The 14,924-nt window shown below is 67.7% G+C and carries 15 protein-coding genes; 9 read left to right on the plus strand and 6 right to left on the minus strand.

Annotated features, from left to right (window positions below; translation table 11 throughout):
* Nucleotides 1-11: 11 nt before the first annotated feature.
* Genes rsxG through rsxA form a run of 5 tightly spaced genes read right to left on the minus strand, consistent with a single transcriptional unit; the run spans nucleotide 12 to nucleotide 4,452 of the window.
* Nucleotides 12-701 (minus strand): electron transport complex subunit RsxG, encoded by a 690-nt coding sequence (rsxG, locus tag ACG10_RS20545; protein WP_089169630.1) that lies wholly within the window; start codon nucleotides 699-701, stop codon nucleotides 12-14.
* A complete protein-coding gene (locus ACG10_RS20550) occupies nucleotides 698-1,798 on the minus strand; it encodes an RnfABCDGE type electron transport complex subunit D (protein WP_089169631.1) in 1,101 nt (366 codons plus the stop codon). The genes rsxG and ACG10_RS20550 overlap by 4 nt, the downstream gene beginning before the upstream one ends.
* Entirely contained in the window at nucleotides 1,795-3,285 is a 1,491-nt protein-coding gene (rsxC, locus tag ACG10_RS20555; protein ID WP_089169632.1) for an electron transport complex subunit RsxC, read from the minus strand. Before rsxC ends, ACG10_RS20550 begins: the two co-directional genes overlap by 4 nt.
* 20 nt (nucleotides 3,286-3,305) lie before the next feature.
* A complete protein-coding gene (locus ACG10_RS20560) occupies nucleotides 3,306-3,830 on the minus strand; it encodes an RnfABCDGE type electron transport complex subunit B (RefSeq protein WP_089169633.1) in 525 nt (174 codons plus the stop codon).
* Between the two features lie 49 nt (nucleotides 3,831-3,879).
* On the minus strand, nucleotides 3,880-4,452 hold the full coding sequence (gene rsxA, locus ACG10_RS20565; RefSeq protein WP_089169634.1) for an electron transport complex subunit RsxA: 573 nt from the start codon (nucleotides 4,450-4,452) through the stop codon (nucleotides 3,880-3,882).
* Between the two features lie 427 nt (nucleotides 4,453-4,879).
* On the opposite strand from rsxA, the gene nifL reads away from it, so the two are divergent.
* From nifL to grxD, 8 genes are all read left to right on the plus strand, one after another.
* A complete protein-coding gene (nifL, locus tag ACG10_RS20570; RefSeq protein WP_089169635.1) occupies nucleotides 4,880-6,439 on the plus strand; it encodes a nitrogen fixation negative regulator NifL in 1,560 nt (519 codons plus the stop codon).
* Between the two features lie 19 nt (nucleotides 6,440-6,458).
* Entirely contained in the window at nucleotides 6,459-8,027 is a 1,569-nt protein-coding gene (gene nifA / locus ACG10_RS20575; protein WP_089169636.1) for a nif-specific transcriptional activator NifA, read from the plus strand.
* A gap of 282 nt (nucleotides 8,028-8,309) precedes the next feature.
* Nucleotides 8,310-9,821 (plus strand): nitrogenase cofactor biosynthesis protein NifB, encoded by a 1,512-nt coding sequence (gene nifB / locus ACG10_RS20580; RefSeq protein ID WP_089169637.1) that lies wholly within the window; start codon nucleotides 8,310-8,312, stop codon nucleotides 9,819-9,821.
* A 42-nt stretch (nucleotides 9,822-9,863) separates the two neighbouring features.
* Nucleotides 9,864-10,142: a 4Fe-4S binding protein gene (locus ACG10_RS20585; RefSeq protein ID WP_039806982.1), complete on the plus strand. Its 279-nt coding sequence runs from the start codon at nucleotides 9,864-9,866 to the stop codon at nucleotides 10,140-10,142.
* Nucleotides 10,143-10,153: 11 nt separating this feature from the next.
* Complete coding sequence (locus ACG10_RS20590) at nucleotides 10,154-10,600, plus strand: ArsC/Spx/MgsR family protein (protein WP_089169638.1); 447 nt, start codon at nucleotides 10,154-10,156, stop codon at nucleotides 10,598-10,600.
* Nucleotides 10,600-11,187, plus strand: coding sequence for a nitrogen fixation protein NifQ (locus ACG10_RS20595; RefSeq protein ID WP_089169639.1), 588 nt, complete (start codon nucleotides 10,600-10,602; stop codon nucleotides 11,185-11,187). The genes ACG10_RS20590 and ACG10_RS20595 overlap by 1 nt, the downstream gene beginning before the upstream one ends.
* A complete protein-coding gene (locus tag ACG10_RS20600) occupies nucleotides 11,184-11,546 on the plus strand; it encodes a thiosulfate sulfurtransferase GlpE (protein WP_089169640.1) in 363 nt (120 codons plus the stop codon). Before ACG10_RS20595 ends, ACG10_RS20600 begins: the two co-directional genes overlap by 4 nt.
* 9 nt (nucleotides 11,547-11,555) lie before the next feature.
* Nucleotides 11,556-11,885 carry a Grx4 family monothiol glutaredoxin gene (grxD, locus tag ACG10_RS20605; protein WP_089169641.1) on the plus strand — a complete coding sequence of 110 codons (330 nt, stop codon included), beginning with the start codon at nucleotides 11,556-11,558 and terminating at the stop codon, nucleotides 11,883-11,885.
* A gap of 128 nt (nucleotides 11,886-12,013) precedes the next feature.
* Here the strand turns inward: grxD and norR are convergent, their stop codons facing one another.
* Nucleotides 12,014-13,558 carry a nitric oxide reductase transcriptional regulator NorR gene (gene norR, locus ACG10_RS20610; RefSeq protein WP_089169642.1) on the minus strand — a complete coding sequence of 515 codons (1,545 nt, stop codon included), beginning with the start codon at nucleotides 13,556-13,558 and terminating at the stop codon, nucleotides 12,014-12,016.
* A 177-nt stretch (nucleotides 13,559-13,735) separates the two neighbouring features.
* On the opposite strand from norR, the gene hmpA reads away from it, so the two are divergent.
* The gene (gene hmpA / locus ACG10_RS20615; protein WP_089169643.1) at nucleotides 13,736-14,917 is read left to right on the plus strand and encodes an NO-inducible flavohemoprotein; all 1,182 of its coding nucleotides are present in this window, start codon (nucleotides 13,736-13,738) and stop codon (nucleotides 14,915-14,917) included.
* Nucleotides 14,918-14,924 lie beyond the last annotated feature (7 nt).

The raw sequence follows: 14,924 nt of genomic DNA on the forward strand, positions 1-14,924 counted from the left end.
TTGGGCTCCTCTTACTCGGCTTTCAGCTGCCCGGCATGCCGGGTCTGGAACTGCAGGCCCTGCAGCACGGTCTTGACCACGGCACGCGGGGTGATGGTGGCGCCGGCGAACTGGTCGAACTGGCCGCCATCCTTCTTCACCTTCCACTTGTCCAGCACGGTGTTGTCCAGCGACAGGCCGTCGAAGACCTTGATCCAGTCGCTGCGCGAGGCCTCGATCTTGTCGGCCAGGCCGGGGGTTTCCTTGTGGGCCAGCACCCGAACGCCGAGAATCTTGCCCTGGGCATCGACGGCCATCATCTGGCTGATGGGACCGCCGTAGCCGATGTTGCTGCCCTGGAAGACCACCGCGGTGAGCTTGCCCTGCAGGCGCGCCGGGAACACCTCGACTTCGCCGAGTTCCGCATCCTGCACCTTGAAGCCGTCGGCCAGCGGGTTGTTGTCGTACAGCGACTGGGGCAGCACCTCGCGCAGCGTGGCCAGCCGGTCAGCCATCTGCTGGTCGGCGATGGTGCCCTGGGTCATGGCGTTGCCGATCAGCAGGAGCAGGGCCACCACGGCGCAGATCAGCCCCAGCGACAGGCCCTGGTAGGCCACCATCGGGCGCCACTTTTCCAGGCGCTCGAGGAGCGTGGGCTTGCCTGCGACCGCCTCGCCGGACGCGGCGGCCTCCTCGGCCGGAGTCATCGTCGTATCGTTCATACCTTGTCCACCTCTTTAACCTGGCTGGTCCACTTGGCCGCGACCAGCGGCTTGCCCCGGACGTTGCGGCCGTAGGCGCGCGGCCGCCAGTAACGGTCGATCAGCGGGGTCAGCGCGTTCATGAAGAGCACCGCGAAGGCGGCCGCTTCGGGGAAGCTGCCCCAGGTGCGGATCACGTAGATCAGCACGCCGCAGCCGACGCCGAAGATCAGCCGGCCGACGCGGCTGATCGGCGAGGTCACCGGGTCGGTGGCGATGAAGAAGGCGCACAGGATCAGGCCGCCGGAGGTCAGGTGATAGAGCCCGCCGGCATAGCGATCCGGATTGATCAGGTAGGCGATGCTCGCCATCGCGAACACGCTCGCCAGCATGGCGACCGGGATTTCCCAGTGGATGATCCGGCGCAGCACCAGCCAGACGCCGCCGACCAGCAGCAGCAGCTCCGAGGTCTCGCCGAGGCTGCCGGGCGTGCTGCCGAACAGCGCGGAGATCACGTTGAAGCTTTCGCCAAGGATGTCCTGGGCGGTGCGGTTGAGGGTCAGTTCGGTCTTCAGGTTGCCCAGCGCGGTGGCGCCGACCATGCCATCGGCCAGCGGAGCGCCGGCGAAGGTGATCGCCAGGCTGTCGATGAAGCCCGGAGCCGAGCTCGAGAACAGCGGATGCGGCAGCGCCCAGGTGGTCATCTGCAGCGGGAAGGCGATCAGCAGGGCGACGCGCGCCAGCATGGCCGGGTTGAAGGGGTTCTGGCCGATGCCGCCGTACAGCTGCTTGCCGATGCCGACGGCGAACAGGCTGCCGCCGACGCCGATCCACCAGGGCGCCCACGGCGGCAGGGAGATCGCCAGCAGCCAGCCGGTGAGCAGGGCCGAGCCATCGAGCAGACGGCGCATGGGCTGGCCGAGCAGGTGCAGGCAGGCCGCCTCGGTGGCCAACGCGCTGGCGCAGGTGACCAGCCACAGGTTGATGGCCGGCCAACCGAACATCACCAGGCCGAACAGGGTGGCCGGCGTGAGCGCCAGACACACGTCCAGCATGATGCGGTTGACCGAGGAGCGGTCGTGGGCGAATGGCCCCGCCGCGACGCTGATGGTACTCATGACTCTACCTCATTGCTCGGCTTGGCGGCCTTGGTCTTGGCGGCCTTGGCTGCCTTGGCGGCTTCCTTGGCGGCCTTGGCGGCGGCCTTGGCGGCCTCTTCTTCTGCCAGACGCGCGGCGCGGGCCTCGGTCTGGCGCTTGATGTAGTCGCTCTTGCGGGAGGCGCTGCGACGTTCGTCCTGCTGGCCCTTGGCGTACTGGAAGTACTGCACCAGAGGAATGTGCGAAGGGCAGACGTAGGAGCAGCAGCCGCAGAGGATGCAGTCGCGCAGGCCGTATTCGTTGGCGCCGTCGTAGTCGTCGGCGCGGGCGTAGAGGGCCATGTCCAGCGGGGTCAGACCCATCGGGCAGGCGTCCACGCAGCTGGCGCAGCGGATGCAGGGCGCCGGGTCCTTGTTCGGCAGCTCGTGCTGGGCCAGCGCCAGCAGGCCGGTGGCGCCCTTGATCACCGGCACCTGGGTGGAGGGCAGCACTGCGCCCATCATCGGCCCGCCGAGCAGCATCTGCTGGGGGGTGCCGGTCAGGCCGCCGCAGGCGTCGATGAGCGACTGCACCGGGGTGCCGATCAGCACGTCGAGGTTCTGCGGGGTCTTCACGCAGGCGCCGGACACGGTGACCACCCGCGAGATCAGCGGGCGGCCATAACGCAGCGCCTGCTGGATGGCGTACACGGTACCGGCGTTGTGCACCAGCACGCCGACGTCGGTACTGCGCCCGCCGGCCGGCACTTCGCGGCCGGTGACCGCCTGGATCAGCTGCTTGGCCGAACCCATGGGATAGAGCGCCGGCACCGCCAGCACCTCGATGGCGCCGAAGTGCTCGGCGGCGGCACGCATCGCGGCCAGGGCCTCGGGCTTGTTGTCCTCGATGGCGATGACCACGCTGTAGGCGCGCAGGATGTGCTGGATCAGCCGGGCGCCGTCGACGATTTCCGCGGCGCGCTCGCGCATGATGCGGTCGTCGCAGGTCAGGTAGGGTTCGCACTCGCTGCCGTTGACCACCACGGTCTTGATCTCGTGGCGGGTGCCCTGCTTGAGCTTGACCGCCGCCGGGAAGATCGCCCCGCCAAGACCGACGATGCCGGCCTGGGCGACGCGGTCGGCGAGCACCAGCGGGTCCTCGGCGAACGGATCGCCGGACACCGCCAGATCGATCCAGCGATCCTCACCGTCGCTTTCCAGGGTGATGCCGGTGGTGGTCAGCCCGGACGGGTGCGGCGCGGCAATCGGCCCGATGGCGACGATGCGTCCCGAGGTGGGCGCGTGCACCGGGGCGGAGACTTCCGTCGGCGGGAAGGCCAGCAACTGGCCCTTGAGCACCGTGTCGCCGACCTTGACCATCGGCAGGGCTTCGGCGCCGGCGTGCTGGCGCAGCGGCAGGTAGAGACGCGGTGGCAGCGGCAGGCTGCCGATGGGCAGCGCGGCCGAGAGATCCTTGTGGGCGGCCGGATGGACGCCGCCACGGATACTGGAAAGATTGAAGTGCATGCGAAGGCTCCGTAATCGACTCAGGCGGCGGCAGGCTTGTTCCAGCGCCAGGTGTCCAGGGTCTGCTCCTGCGGGGTCAGGATGACGCAGTCTTCCGGACAGGCGTCGCGGCACTTGCCACAACCGGTGCAGGCATCCTCCAGCACCACGTGGACCTGCCCGCTGGCGCCGACGATGGCGTCGGTGGGGCAGGCACGGTAGCAGCGGGTGCAGCCGATGCACTGCGAGGCCTCCACCCGCGCCATCATGGGGGCAGCCATCTGGCTGGCATCCAGACTCACGCCGAGCATCTCGGCCAGCTTCTCGGCCAGGCCCACGCCGCCGGGCGGGCAACAGGTGACCGCAGCATTGCCCTCGACGATCGCCACGGCGGCAGCACCGCAGCCGGGGAAGCCGCACTGCCCGCACTGGCTGCCCGGCATCAGGTCGCTGACTTCCTTGATCAGGGGGTTTTCGTCGCTGACCGCGAACTTGCGGGCCGCCAGGCCAAGGCCGAAGCCCAGGAGCAAGCCCATCACAGTCAGAGCCAGAGTTGCCTCTATCATAAATTGCCCTCCTCTCGTCGCCGGTCGCACCGGCCGTCCAGTATCAGAATCAGATCAGGCCGCCGAAGCCCATGAAGGCCAGCGCCAGCAGGCCGGCGGTGACGAAGGCGATCGGCGGGCCGGAAAAGGCGGCCGGCACGTTGGCCAGGGCCAGGCGCTCGCGCAGGCCGGCGAAGATGACCATGATCAGCGAGAAGCCCAGGCCCGAGCCCAGGCCGAACAGCACGGCCATGGTCAGGTCGTGGCCCTCGCGCACGCTGAGCAGCGGTACGCCGAGCACGGCGCAGTTGGTGGTGATCAACGGCAGATAGATGCCCAGCGAGCGGTACAGCGGCGGGCTGACCTTGCGGATGATCATCTCGATCAGCTGCACCATGCCGGCGATGACCACGATGTAGGCGAGGATGCGGATGAAGCCGATGCCCAGCGGCAGCAGCACGTAGTGCTCAATCAGCCAGCTGCTGGCACCACCGAGGCCCATGACCAGGGTGGTGGCCACGGCCAGGCCGATCGACGGATCGAGCTTGCTCGACACGCCCATGAACGGACACAGGCCCAGAAAGCCCACCAGCACCACGTTGTGAACCAACACGGTGCCTAAGAGAAACAAAACGTAATCCATAAGCGACCTCACCTACTCGGCTGAACCTTGGATGCACCTTTGTCGGGCGCACGCTTTTGCCGAAGACTTTTTGCATCAAGCATGCCAGCGCTCAAAATTTACACAGGCACACCTTGCAACCCCTCAAAAACTTGACCTAAATCAATAAAGAGCTTCGCTACGCCGACCGCCTATCCACCCGGCGCACCCGGTTTTGTAAGGTTTGTGACAGCTCGTTATTGAGCCTGCCGCCCAGCTTGTGCGCTTTCGCACAGCTAGGGAGCAGCCACCCGGAAATTCATTGTTCCGCGGCTTTTCCGAGCTATTCGGCGCGCCCGGACACTCAAGGTGCGGCACAGGATTTGCTAATTTTTTTCAGGCCCAACGCGCCACTCCGGCGGACGCGCATCTCGCGCCCGCCGGTTTCCCCGGATAGACGAGGCACAGCATGACCCCGGCCAACCCGACCCTGAGCAACGAGCCGCAAGCGCCTCATGCCGAGAGCGACGAGCTGCTCCCCGAGATATTCCGCCAGACGGTGGAGCATGCGCCCATCGCCATCTCCATCACCGATCTCAAGGCCAACATCCTTTACGCCAACCGCGCCTTCCGCACCATCACCGGCTACGACAGCGAGGAAGTGCTCGGCAAGAACGAATCGATCCTCTCCAACGGCACCACGCCGCGCCTGGTCTACCAGGCCCTGTGGGGCCGGATGGCGCAGAAGAAGCCGTGGTCCGGCGTGCTGGTCAACCGGCGCAAGGACCAGAGCCTGTACCTGGCCGAACTGACCGTGGCACCGGTGCTCAACGAGGCCGGCGAAACCATCTACTACCTGGGCATGCACCGCGACACCAGCGAGCTGCACGAGCTGGAACAGCGCGTCAACAACCAGCGCCTGATGATCGAGGCGGTGGTCAACGCCGCCCCGGCGGCGATGGTGGTGCTCGACCGCCAGCACCGGGTGGTGCTGTCCAACCCGAGCTTCTGCCGCCTGGCCCGCGACCTGGTCGAGGATGGCGCCAGCGAGAGCCTGGTCGCGCTGCTGCGGGAAAACCTCGCCACGCCCTTCGAGAAGCTGGAGAACCAGGGCACCGCCTTCTCCGGCAAGGAGATCTCCTTCGACCTGGGCGGCCGCTCGCCGCGCTGGCTGTCCTGCCACGGCCGGGCCATCCACATCGAGGACGAGCAGGCCCACGTGTTCTTCACCCCCACCGAGGAGCGCTACCTGCTGCTGACCATCAACGACATCTCCGAGCTGCGCCAGAAGCAGCAGGACTCGCGGCTCAACGCGCTGAAGGCGCTGATGGCCGAGGAGGAACTGCTGGAGGGCATGCGCGAGACCTTCAACGCCGCCATCCACCGCCTGCAGGGCCCGGTCAACCTGATCAGCGCGGCGATGCGCATGCTCGAGCGGCGCCTCGGCGACCAGGCCGGCAACGATCCGGTGCTGAGCGCCATGCGCGAGGCCAGCGAGGCCGGCATGGAGGCACTGGACAACCTCAGTGGCTCCATTCCGGTGCGCATGGCCGAGGCCAAGATGCCGGTCAACCTCAACCAGCTGATCCGCGAGGTGATCACCCTGTGCACCGACCAGCTGCTGGCGCAGGGCATCGTCATCGACTGGCAGCCGGCGCTGCGCCTGCCCTGGGTGATGGGCGGAGAAAGCAGCCTGCGCAGCATGATCAAGCACCTGGTCGAGAACGCCATCGAGTCCATGAGCCAGAACCAGGTCAGCCGCCGCGAGCTGTTCATCAGCACCCGCGTGGAGAATCATCTGGTGCGCATGGAGATCACCGACAGCGGCCCGGGCATTCCACCCGAGCTGGTGCTCAAGGTGTTCGAGCCGTTCTTCAGCACCAAGCCGCCGCATCGCGTCGGGCGCGGCATGGGCCTGCCGGTGGTCCAGGACATCGTCGCCAAGCACGCCGGCATGGTGCACGTAGACACCGCCTATCGCGAGGGCTGCCGGATCGTCGTCGAGCTGCCCTTCTCGGCCTCCACTTGAACAGCGACAGGGAATGCCCATGAATGCACCCATCCCTCAGCGCTCGGCCAAACAGACCCAGGTCGAACTCTATGACCTCCAATTGCAGGCCCTGGCGAGCATCGCCCGTACCCTCAGCCGGGAGCAGCAGATCGACGAGCTGCTCGATCAGGTCCTCGCCGTGCTGCACAACGACCTCGGCCTGCTGCACGGCCTGGTGACCATTTCCGATCCGGAGCACAGCGCCCTGCAGATCGGCGCCATCCACACCGACTCGGAAGCGGTGGCCCAGGCCTGCGAGGGCGTGCGCTACCGAAGCGGCGAAGGCGTGATCGGCAACGTGCTCAAGCACGGCAACAGCGTGGTCCTCGGGCGCATCTCCGCCGACCCGCGCTTTCTCGACCGGCTGGCGCTGTACGATCTGGAAATGCCGTTCATCGCCGTGCCGATCAAGAACCCCGAGGGCAACACCATCGGCGTGCTGGCGGCCCAGCCGGACTGCCGTGCCGACGAGCAGATGCCCGCGCGCACGCGCTTTCTGGAGATCGTCGCCAACCTGCTGGCGCAGACCGTGCGCCTGGTGGTGAAGATCGAGGACGGCCGCGAGGCCGCCGACGAGCGCGACGAGCTGCGCCGCGAGGTGCGCGGCAAGTACGGCTTCGAGAACATGGTGGTGGGCCACACCCCCACCATGCGCCGGGTGTTCGACCAGATCCGCCGGGTCGCCAAGTGGAACAGCACCGTGCTGGTCCTCGGCGAGTCCGGCACCGGCAAGGAGCTGATCGCCAGCGCCATCCACTACAACTCGCCGCGCGCGCACCGCCCGTTCGTGCGCCTGAACTGCGCCGCGCTGCCGGAAACCCTGCTCGAGTCCGAACTCTTCGGCCACGAGAAGGGCGCCTTCACCGGCGCGGTGAAGCAGCGCAAGGGACGCTTCGAACAGGCCGACGGCGGCACCCTGTTCCTCGACGAGATCGGCGAGATCTCGCCGATGTTCCAGGCCAAGCTGCTGCGCGTGCTGCAGGAGGGCGAGTTCGAGCGGGTCGGCGGCAACCAGACGGTGCGGGTCAACGTGCGCATCGTCGCCGCCACCAACCGCGACCTGGAAAGCGAGGTGGAGAAGGGCAAGTTCCGCGAGGACCTCTACTACCGGCTGAACGTCATGGCCATCCGCATCCCGCCGCTGCGCGAGCGCACCGCCGACATTCCTGAGCTGGCGGAATTCCTCCTCACCAAGATCGGCCGCCAGCAGGGCCGCCCGCTGACCGTCACCGACAGCGCCATCCGCCTGCTGATGAGCCACCGCTGGCCGGGCAACGTGCGCGAGCTGGAGAACTGCCTGGAGCGCTCGGCGATCATGAGCGAGGACGGCACCATCACCCGCGACGTGGTCTCGCTGACCGGAGTCGACAACGAGAGCCCGCCGCTCGCCGCGCCGCTGCCCGAGGTCAACCTGGCCGACGAGAACCTCGACGACCGCGAACGGGTGATCGCCGCCCTCGAACAGGCCGGCTGGGTGCAGGCCAAGGCCGCGCGGCTGCTGGGCATGACGCCGCGGCAGATCGCCTACCGCATCCAGACCCTCAACATCCACATGCGCAAGATCTGACGAGAACCTCCGGCAATGGATGGCCGGCTTCTCCCCTCCCCGCTCCCCGAATCCGTTCGCCACAGGCCCCTGCCCAGGCCGGACAGTGCCTGCCTTCCCCCTCTTCGCATCGCTTGTCGCTTGTCGTACAGAAGCACGTGCAGGACCGTGCGGATTTGTCCGTTGCGCGACAAACCGGGCCCCACAATTTACGATAAATCCTTTAAAAACATCAACTTAAAGAAACGGCACGGGTATTGCTCGGCTCTTGGGGTAAAGACTCTCTCAGCCGGAGACCAGACCATGGAACTGAGCGTACTTGGGCAAAACAATGGGGGGCAGCAAAGCGCTGGCGGCTGCTCCTCAAGTAGCTGCGGCAGCACGAACGATCAGCTCTCCCACCTGCCGGAACACATTCGCGAGAAGGTGCACAACCACCCCTGCTACTCGGAAGAGGCGCACCACTATTTCGCGCGCATGCACGTGGCGGTGGCGCCTGCCTGCAACATCCAGTGCCACTACTGCAACCGCAAGTACGACTGCGCCAACGAGTCGCGTCCGGGCGTGGTGTCCGAAGTGCTGACCCCCGAGCAGGCGGTCAAGAAGGTCAAGGCCGTGGCCGCCACCATCCCGCAGATGACCGTGCTCGGCATCGCCGGTCCCGGCGACCCCCTGGCCAACCCGCAGCGCACCCTCGAGACCTTCCGCATGCTCAGCGAGCAGGCGCCGGACATCAAGCTGTGCGTCTCCACCAACGGCCTGGCCCTGCCGGAGTGCGTCGAGGAGCTGGCCAAGCACAACATCGACCACGTGACCATCACCATCAACTGCGTGGACCCGGAGATCGGCGCCAAGATCTATCCGTGGATCTACTGGAACAACAAGCGCATCCGCGGCGTCAAGGCAGCCAAGATCCTCATCGAGCAGCAGCAGAAGGGTCTGGAGATGCTGGTCGCGCGCGGCATCCTGGTGAAGGTCAACTCGGTGATGATCCCCGGGGTCAACGACGAGCACCTGAAGGAAGTGAGCAAGATCGTCAAGGCCAAGGGCGCCTTCCTGCACAACGTCATGCCGCTGATCGCCGAGCCCGAGCACGGTACCTTCTACGGCGTGATGGGCCAGCGCAGCCCCGAGCCGGAAGAGCTGCAGGACCTGCAGGACGCCTGTGCCGGCGACATGAACATGATGCGCCACTGCCGTCAGTGCCGCGCCGACGCGGTCGGCATGCTTGGTGAGGATCGCGGCGACGAGTTCACCCTGGACAAGATCGAGTCGATGGAGATCGACTACGAGGCGGCGATGGTCAAGCGCGCCGCCATCCACGCAGCGATCAAGGAAGAGCTGGACGAGAAGTCCGCGAAGAAGGCCCGGCTGGCTGGCCTGTCTGTTGCATCTGTCCAGAACAGCACGAGCGGCCGCTACCGTCCGGTGCTGATGGCCGTGGCCACCAGCGGCGGCGGACTGATCAACCAGCACTTCGGCCATGCCAGCGAGTTCCTGGTGTACGAGGCCTCGACGTCCGGGGTGCGCTTCATCGGCCACCGCCGGGTCGACCAGTACTGCGTCGGCAACGACACCTGCGGCGAGAAGGAAAGTGCGCTCGCCGGCAGCCTGCGCGCCCTGAAGGGGTGCGAGGCGGTGCTCTGCTCGAAGATCGGCTTCGAGCCCTGGAGCGATCTGGAGGCCGCCGGCATCCAGCCCAATGGCGAACATGCCATGGAGCCGATCGAAGAGGCGGTCATGGCGGTCTATCGGGAAATGATCGAGTCGGGTCGCCTGGAGAATGACGGAGCCCTGCTGCAGGCCAAGGCCTGAAGCCGGGTACGGGACAGTTCGAGGATTGCGTGGAGGTGCGTGATGGCGCTGAAAATTGTGGAATCCTGTGTCAATTGTTGGGCATGTGTCGATGTCTGTCCGAGCGAAGCGATCTCCCTCGGTAGCACGCACTTCAAGATCAGTGCGAGCAAGTGCACCGAGTGCGACGGCGACTACGAAGAGAAGCAGTGCGCGAGCATCTGCCCGGTCGAGGGGGCGATCCTGCTCGCCGACGGCACCCCGGCCAATCCGCCGGGCTCGCTGACCGGCATTCCTCCGGAGCGTCTGGCCGAAGCCATGCGCGAAATCCAGGCCCGCTGAGGAGAGCCGAGATGACCAGCACCAGCATCGTTTTCTACGAGAAACCAGGTTGCGCCACCAACCGCCTGCAGAAGCAGCTGCTGCGCTCGGCCGGCCTGCAGCTGGAGGTCCGCAACGTGCTCAGCGAGCCCTGGACGCCCGAACGCCTGCGGCCGTTCTTCGGCGACCGCCCGGTGGTCGAGTGGTTCAACCGCTCGGCGCCGGCGATCAAGTACGGCGAGCTGGACCCCACGCAGCTGAGTGCCAGCCAGGCACTGGACCTGATGCTGGCTCATCCGATCCTGATCCGCCGCCCGCTGATCAGCTACGGCTCGCAGTACATGGCCGGTTTCGACCTGGTCAAGCTGTGCACCCACCTGCCTGCCAACAGCGATCTGCCCGAGTCTGGCAGCGAGCGGGAAAGCCGCTCCGCCGGCCCGCAGGGTTCGATCGGTTGCCTGGCTGCAGGGAGTCAGTAATGACCAAGGCAGTGGCCTGTCAGGAGGCCGCCCCGCAAACCGCGCACCATGAAGGTGCCAACCACTGCTGGCTGGAGCGGATCATCCAGTCCCAGCGTGACGGACTGAGCTGCCTGCCGTTCCATCTGGGCCTCGACGAGCAGAGCTATGCCGCGCTGATCCAGAGCCATTTTCCCGAGCTGGCCACCCAGACCAGCGCCGGCCTCGGCTCGCTGGCCCACGAATGCAGCGAGCTGCGCGAAGACCTGCTGGAAATGCGCCGCGACGAATGGGCGGAGCTGCGCGACCTGCTGCTGGGCAGCCGGCGCGGCAGCGAGCCGGAGGAAGCCTGGCTGGCCAGCATCCTCGCTGCCGCCTGCCTGGGCGGCGACCACCTGTGGCGCGATCTGGGACTGGAGAGCCGCGAGAGCCTGAAGGCCCTGCTGCTGCACAACTTCCCCAGCCTCGCCGAGCGCAACGTGCAGAACATGCGCTGGAAGAAATTTCTCTACAAGCAGCTGTGCGAACAGGGCGGCGGCTACGTCTGCCGAGCCCCCAGCTGCGAGCAGTGCCCTTCTCATCACGACTGTTTTGGAGCAGAGGTATGACCCCATTCGCCCGCATCGCCATCGAACAGGCCGAAGCCCTGCTGACCGACCAGGACAGCGTCATGCTGCTGGACACCCGCGACGCCCGCGCCTACTGCCAGGGGCACGATCCGCGCGCCATCCACCTCAGCGACCTGAATCTGCGCACCCTGCTGAAGGTCACCCCGAAGCAGGTGCATCTGATCTTCTGCTGTGCCGATGGGGCTTCCAGCCCGGACATGGCACGCCTGTTCGCCGAATTCGGCTTCATCAACTGCTACAGCCTGGAGGGTGGCTACGCCGCCTGGAAGTCCAGGCCGCAACACGCAGCCAAGGCCCGCGGCATCCGCGCGCGGCACGCCGCTGCCCTGCTCGGATAGGAGAGAACCATGCAAACACTGGACACCGAAGCACGCATTCGCAAGCAGATCGCCGAGAACCCGGTGATCCTCTACATGAAAGGCACCCCCGCGGCGCCGGAATGCGGCTTTTCCCGCGCCGCCGTCGGCGCCCTGAGCAAGATCGGCAAGCCCTTCGCCTTCGTCAACGTGCTGGCCGCCCCGCACATCCGCGAGAAGCTGCCGAAGCTGTTCCAGTGGCCCACCTTCCCCCAGTTGTTCGTCAACGGCGAACTGATCGGCGGCTGCGACATCATCCTCGAGATGGAAGCCGACGGCAGCCTGCAGGCGCTGCTGGAAAAGGCCACCACCCAGGCCTGATCCGTTCCTCGGCGCCCGGCGTCCTCACCGATCCGCCGGGCTTTCCGGCGTCTCGAACCGTAGGGCGGGTGAAACCCGCCTCTTGTGGAGCGGGCGGGTTGCACCCGCCCTACCACCCTCCTACAACCTCAGCGCAGCCCCAGACGCCTGGCCAGGCGGTGCAGGTTGGCGCGGTCCACGCCGAGCGCGCGGGCCGCGGCGGCCCAATTGTGGTCGTGGGCCTCGAGAGCGGCGAGGATCCGCTCGCGCTGGAACTGCTCCAGCGCCTGGCGCAGGTCGCCGGTCGCCGGGACCTGTGCGCTGGTCGTCAGCGGTGCTTCGTCACCCGTCGCGCCCGGCAGGTCCAGCAGCTCCGCGCCGATACTGAGAATCCGCCGATGCTCGCCGCCGGCCATGGCCCTGAGCGCGGCACGGCCGATCAGGTGCTCCAGCTCGCGCACGTTGCCCGGCCAGTCGTAGGCGAGCAGCGCGGCCTGGGCCTCGGCGCTCAGGCGCAGGCCGCGCAGGCCGAGGCGGGCGCGGTTCTCCTCGAGGAAGAAGCCGGCCAGCAGCAGCACGTCGCGGCCGCGCTCGCGCAGCGGCGGCACCGGCAGCGGATAGACGCTGAGGCGGTGGTAAAGGTCGGCGCGGAAACGTCCGGCGCGCACCTCGCCGGCCAGGTCGCGGTTGGTCGCGGCGATCACCCGCACGTCCACCCGGTGTTCGCGATCGGAGCCGACCCGCTGCAGCTGGCCGCTCTGTAGCACCCGCAGCAGCTTGGCCTGCACCGCCAGCGGCAGTTCGCCGACCTCGTCGAGGAACAGGGTGCCGCCGTCGGCCAGCTCGAACTTGCCGCTGCGCTCGGCCAGCGCCCCGGAGAAGGCGCCGCGCACGTGGCCGAACAGCTCGCTCTCCACCAGGGTGTCGGGCAGCGCCGCGCAGTTCAGGCTGATCAGCGGCTTGTGGGCGCGCGCCGAGGCGGCGTGGATGGCCTGCGCCACCAGCTCCTTGCCGACCCCGGTCTCGCCGCTGACCAGCACGCTCAGGTCGCTGCCGGCGACCACCGCGATCTCCTCCACCAGGCGCCGGTGGGCGCGGCTCTGGCCGATCAGCTCGTGGCTGCCCTGGCGGTCGGCGGCCTCGCGGTAGGCCTCCATCAGCCGCTCGTCGCGCTCGGCGCGGCGGGTCAGCGCGCTGATCCGCTCGCCGACCTGCACGGTGGCGGCGGCCAGGCTGGCGAAGGCCTCCAGGCTGGCCAGGTCGATGCCGTCGAAGCGCGCCGGGTCCAGGGCATCCAGGGTCAGCAGGCCCCAGGGGCGCGCGTCCAGGTACAGCGGACAACCGAGGCAGTCGTGGACCTCCAGCTGGCTGGACAGCCCTTCCACCAGACCGTCGTAGGGATCGGGCAGGCTGCAGTCGCTGGCGAAGCGGGTGGCGCCGCGCTGCTCCAGCAGCGCCCGCAGGCGCGGCTGCTCGTCGAGACGGAAGCGCCGCCCCAGGGTATCCGGGCTCAGCCCGTCCACCGCCAGCGGCACCAGGGTATCGCCGTCCAGACGCAGCAATGCCGCGGCGTCGGCCGGCAGCAGGCGGCGCAGGGCGCCGAGCAGGCGCCGGTAACGTTCGGCCTCCGGCAGCTCGCGGGTCAGATCGGCGACCAGCGGAAGGAAGGCATCGAGCAGCGGAGGTGTAGTCATCTGGATAACATCATGTCTGGTTGACGACCAACTACCGTAGTCAAAACAACAGCAACAGGCAACAGGCCGGCGATTTCCGCGGCCTGTGGCCCTGGCACGAAAACTGATGGCAATTCCCGCATCCCTGGCGGCGCCTCGAGCGGCCGTCCCTTGCAAGCCCAGTTACAGGAGTCGTCCATGCTGACCGAACAACAACGCGCCATCATCAAGGCCACCGTACCGCTGCTGGAAACCGGCGGCGAAGCCCTGACCCGGCATTTCTACCGGATCATGCTCGCCGAGTACCCCGAGGTGCGCCCGCTGTTCAACCAGGCCCACCAGGCCAGCGGCGAACAGCCGCGCGCGCTGGCCAACGCCGTGCTGATGTACGCCCGGCACATCGACCGCCTGGAGGCCCTCGGCCCGCTGGTCGGACAGATCGTCAACAAGCACGTGTCGCTGCAGGTGCTGCCGGAGCACTACCCGATCGTCGGCACCTGCCTGCTGCGCGCGATCCGCGAGGTGCTCGGCGCGGAGATCGCCACCGACGCGGTGCTCGACGCCTGGGGCGCGGCCTACGGGATGCTCGCCGGGCTGCTGATCGGCGCCGAGGAAGCGGCCTATGCCGCCAATGCCGCGGCGCCGGGCGGCTGGCGCGGGGCGCGGACGTTCCGCGTGGCGCGCCGGGTGGTGGAGAGCGAGGAAATCGTCTCCTTCCACCTGCGTCCGGAGGACGGCGGCGTGCTGCCGGCCTTCCAGCCCGGCCAGTACATCGGCCTGCGCCTGCTGCTCGACGGCGAGGAGGTGCGCCGCAACTATTCGCTGTCGGCGGCGCCGAACGGCGAAGCATACCGTATCAGCGTCAAGCGCCACGCCGAGGGCCGGGTGTCCCGCCACCTGCACGAGCAGGTCCGCGAAGGCGACCGCCTGGAGCTGTTCCCGCCGGCCGGCGAGTTCGTCCTCGACACCTCGGACAAGCCGCTGGTGCTGATCGGCGCCGGTGTCGGCGTCACCCCGCTGCTGGCCATGCTGGAAGCGGCGCTGCCCGGCGGCCGGCCGGTTCGCTTCATCCACTGCGCGCGCCACGGCGGCGTGCAGGCCTTCCGCCAGCAGGTCGAGGTGCTGGCCGCGCGGCATCCGCAACTCAAGCCGTTCTTCTGCTACAGCGAACCGCGCGCCGAGGACCGCGCCGACGCCAGCGGCCGGCTCGACACCGAACGCCTGGCCGCCTGGCTGCCGGCAGAGCGCGACCTGGAGGCCTATTTCCTCGGCCCGCAGCCGTTCATGGCGCAGGTCAAGCGGCAGCTGCGCGAGCTCGGCGTGCCGCAGGAGCAGTGCCACTACGAGTTCTTCGGCCCGGCGCAGGCGCTGGAGGAGTGATTCGCCT

The organism is Azotobacter chroococcum (genome assembly GCF_002220155.1).
In the GTDB taxonomy this organism is placed as follows: Bacteria; Pseudomonadota; Gammaproteobacteria; order Pseudomonadales; family Pseudomonadaceae; genus Azotobacter; species Azotobacter chroococcum.

What these genes read in the sequence shown, in the direction of transcription:
- nifB (WP_089169637.1), top strand. Translation starts at nt 8,310, where the DNA reads ATGGAACTGAGCGTACTTGGGCAAAACAATGGGGGGCAGCAAAGCGCT.
- rsxA (WP_089169634.1), bottom strand. Translation starts at nt 4,452, where the DNA reads ATGGATTACGTTTTGTTTCTCTTAGGCACCGTGTTGGTTCACAACGTG.
- nifA (WP_089169636.1), top strand. Translation starts at nt 6,459, where the DNA reads ATGAATGCACCCATCCCTCAGCGCTCGGCCAAACAGACCCAGGTCGAA.
- ACG10_RS20550 (WP_089169631.1), bottom strand. Translation starts at nt 1,798, where the DNA reads ATGAGTACCATCAGCGTCGCGGCGGGGCCATTCGCCCACGACCGCTCC.
- ACG10_RS20590 (WP_089169638.1), top strand. Translation starts at nt 10,154, where the DNA reads ATGACCAGCACCAGCATCGTTTTCTACGAGAAACCAGGTTGCGCCACC.
- hmpA (WP_089169643.1), top strand. Translation starts at nt 13,736, where the DNA reads ATGCTGACCGAACAACAACGCGCCATCATCAAGGCCACCGTACCGCTG.
- ACG10_RS20595 (WP_089169639.1), top strand. Translation starts at nt 10,600, where the DNA reads ATGACCAAGGCAGTGGCCTGTCAGGAGGCCGCCCCGCAAACCGCGCAC.
- grxD (WP_089169641.1), top strand. Translation starts at nt 11,556, where the DNA reads ATGCAAACACTGGACACCGAAGCACGCATTCGCAAGCAGATCGCCGAG.
- ACG10_RS20585 (WP_039806982.1), top strand. Translation starts at nt 9,864, where the DNA reads ATGGCGCTGAAAATTGTGGAATCCTGTGTCAATTGTTGGGCATGTGTC.
- norR (WP_089169642.1), bottom strand. Translation starts at nt 13,558, where the DNA reads ATGACTACACCTCCGCTGCTCGATGCCTTCCTTCCGCTGGTCGCCGAT.
- nifL (WP_089169635.1), top strand. Translation starts at nt 4,880, where the DNA reads ATGACCCCGGCCAACCCGACCCTGAGCAACGAGCCGCAAGCGCCTCAT.
- rsxG (WP_089169630.1), bottom strand. Translation starts at nt 701, where the DNA reads ATGAACGATACGACGATGACTCCGGCCGAGGAGGCCGCCGCGTCCGGC.
- ACG10_RS20600 (WP_089169640.1), top strand. Translation starts at nt 11,184, where the DNA reads ATGACCCCATTCGCCCGCATCGCCATCGAACAGGCCGAAGCCCTGCTG.
- rsxC (WP_089169632.1), bottom strand. Translation starts at nt 3,285, where the DNA reads ATGCACTTCAATCTTTCCAGTATCCGTGGCGGCGTCCATCCGGCCGCC.
- ACG10_RS20560 (WP_089169633.1), bottom strand. Translation starts at nt 3,830, where the DNA reads ATGATAGAGGCAACTCTGGCTCTGACTGTGATGGGCTTGCTCCTGGGC.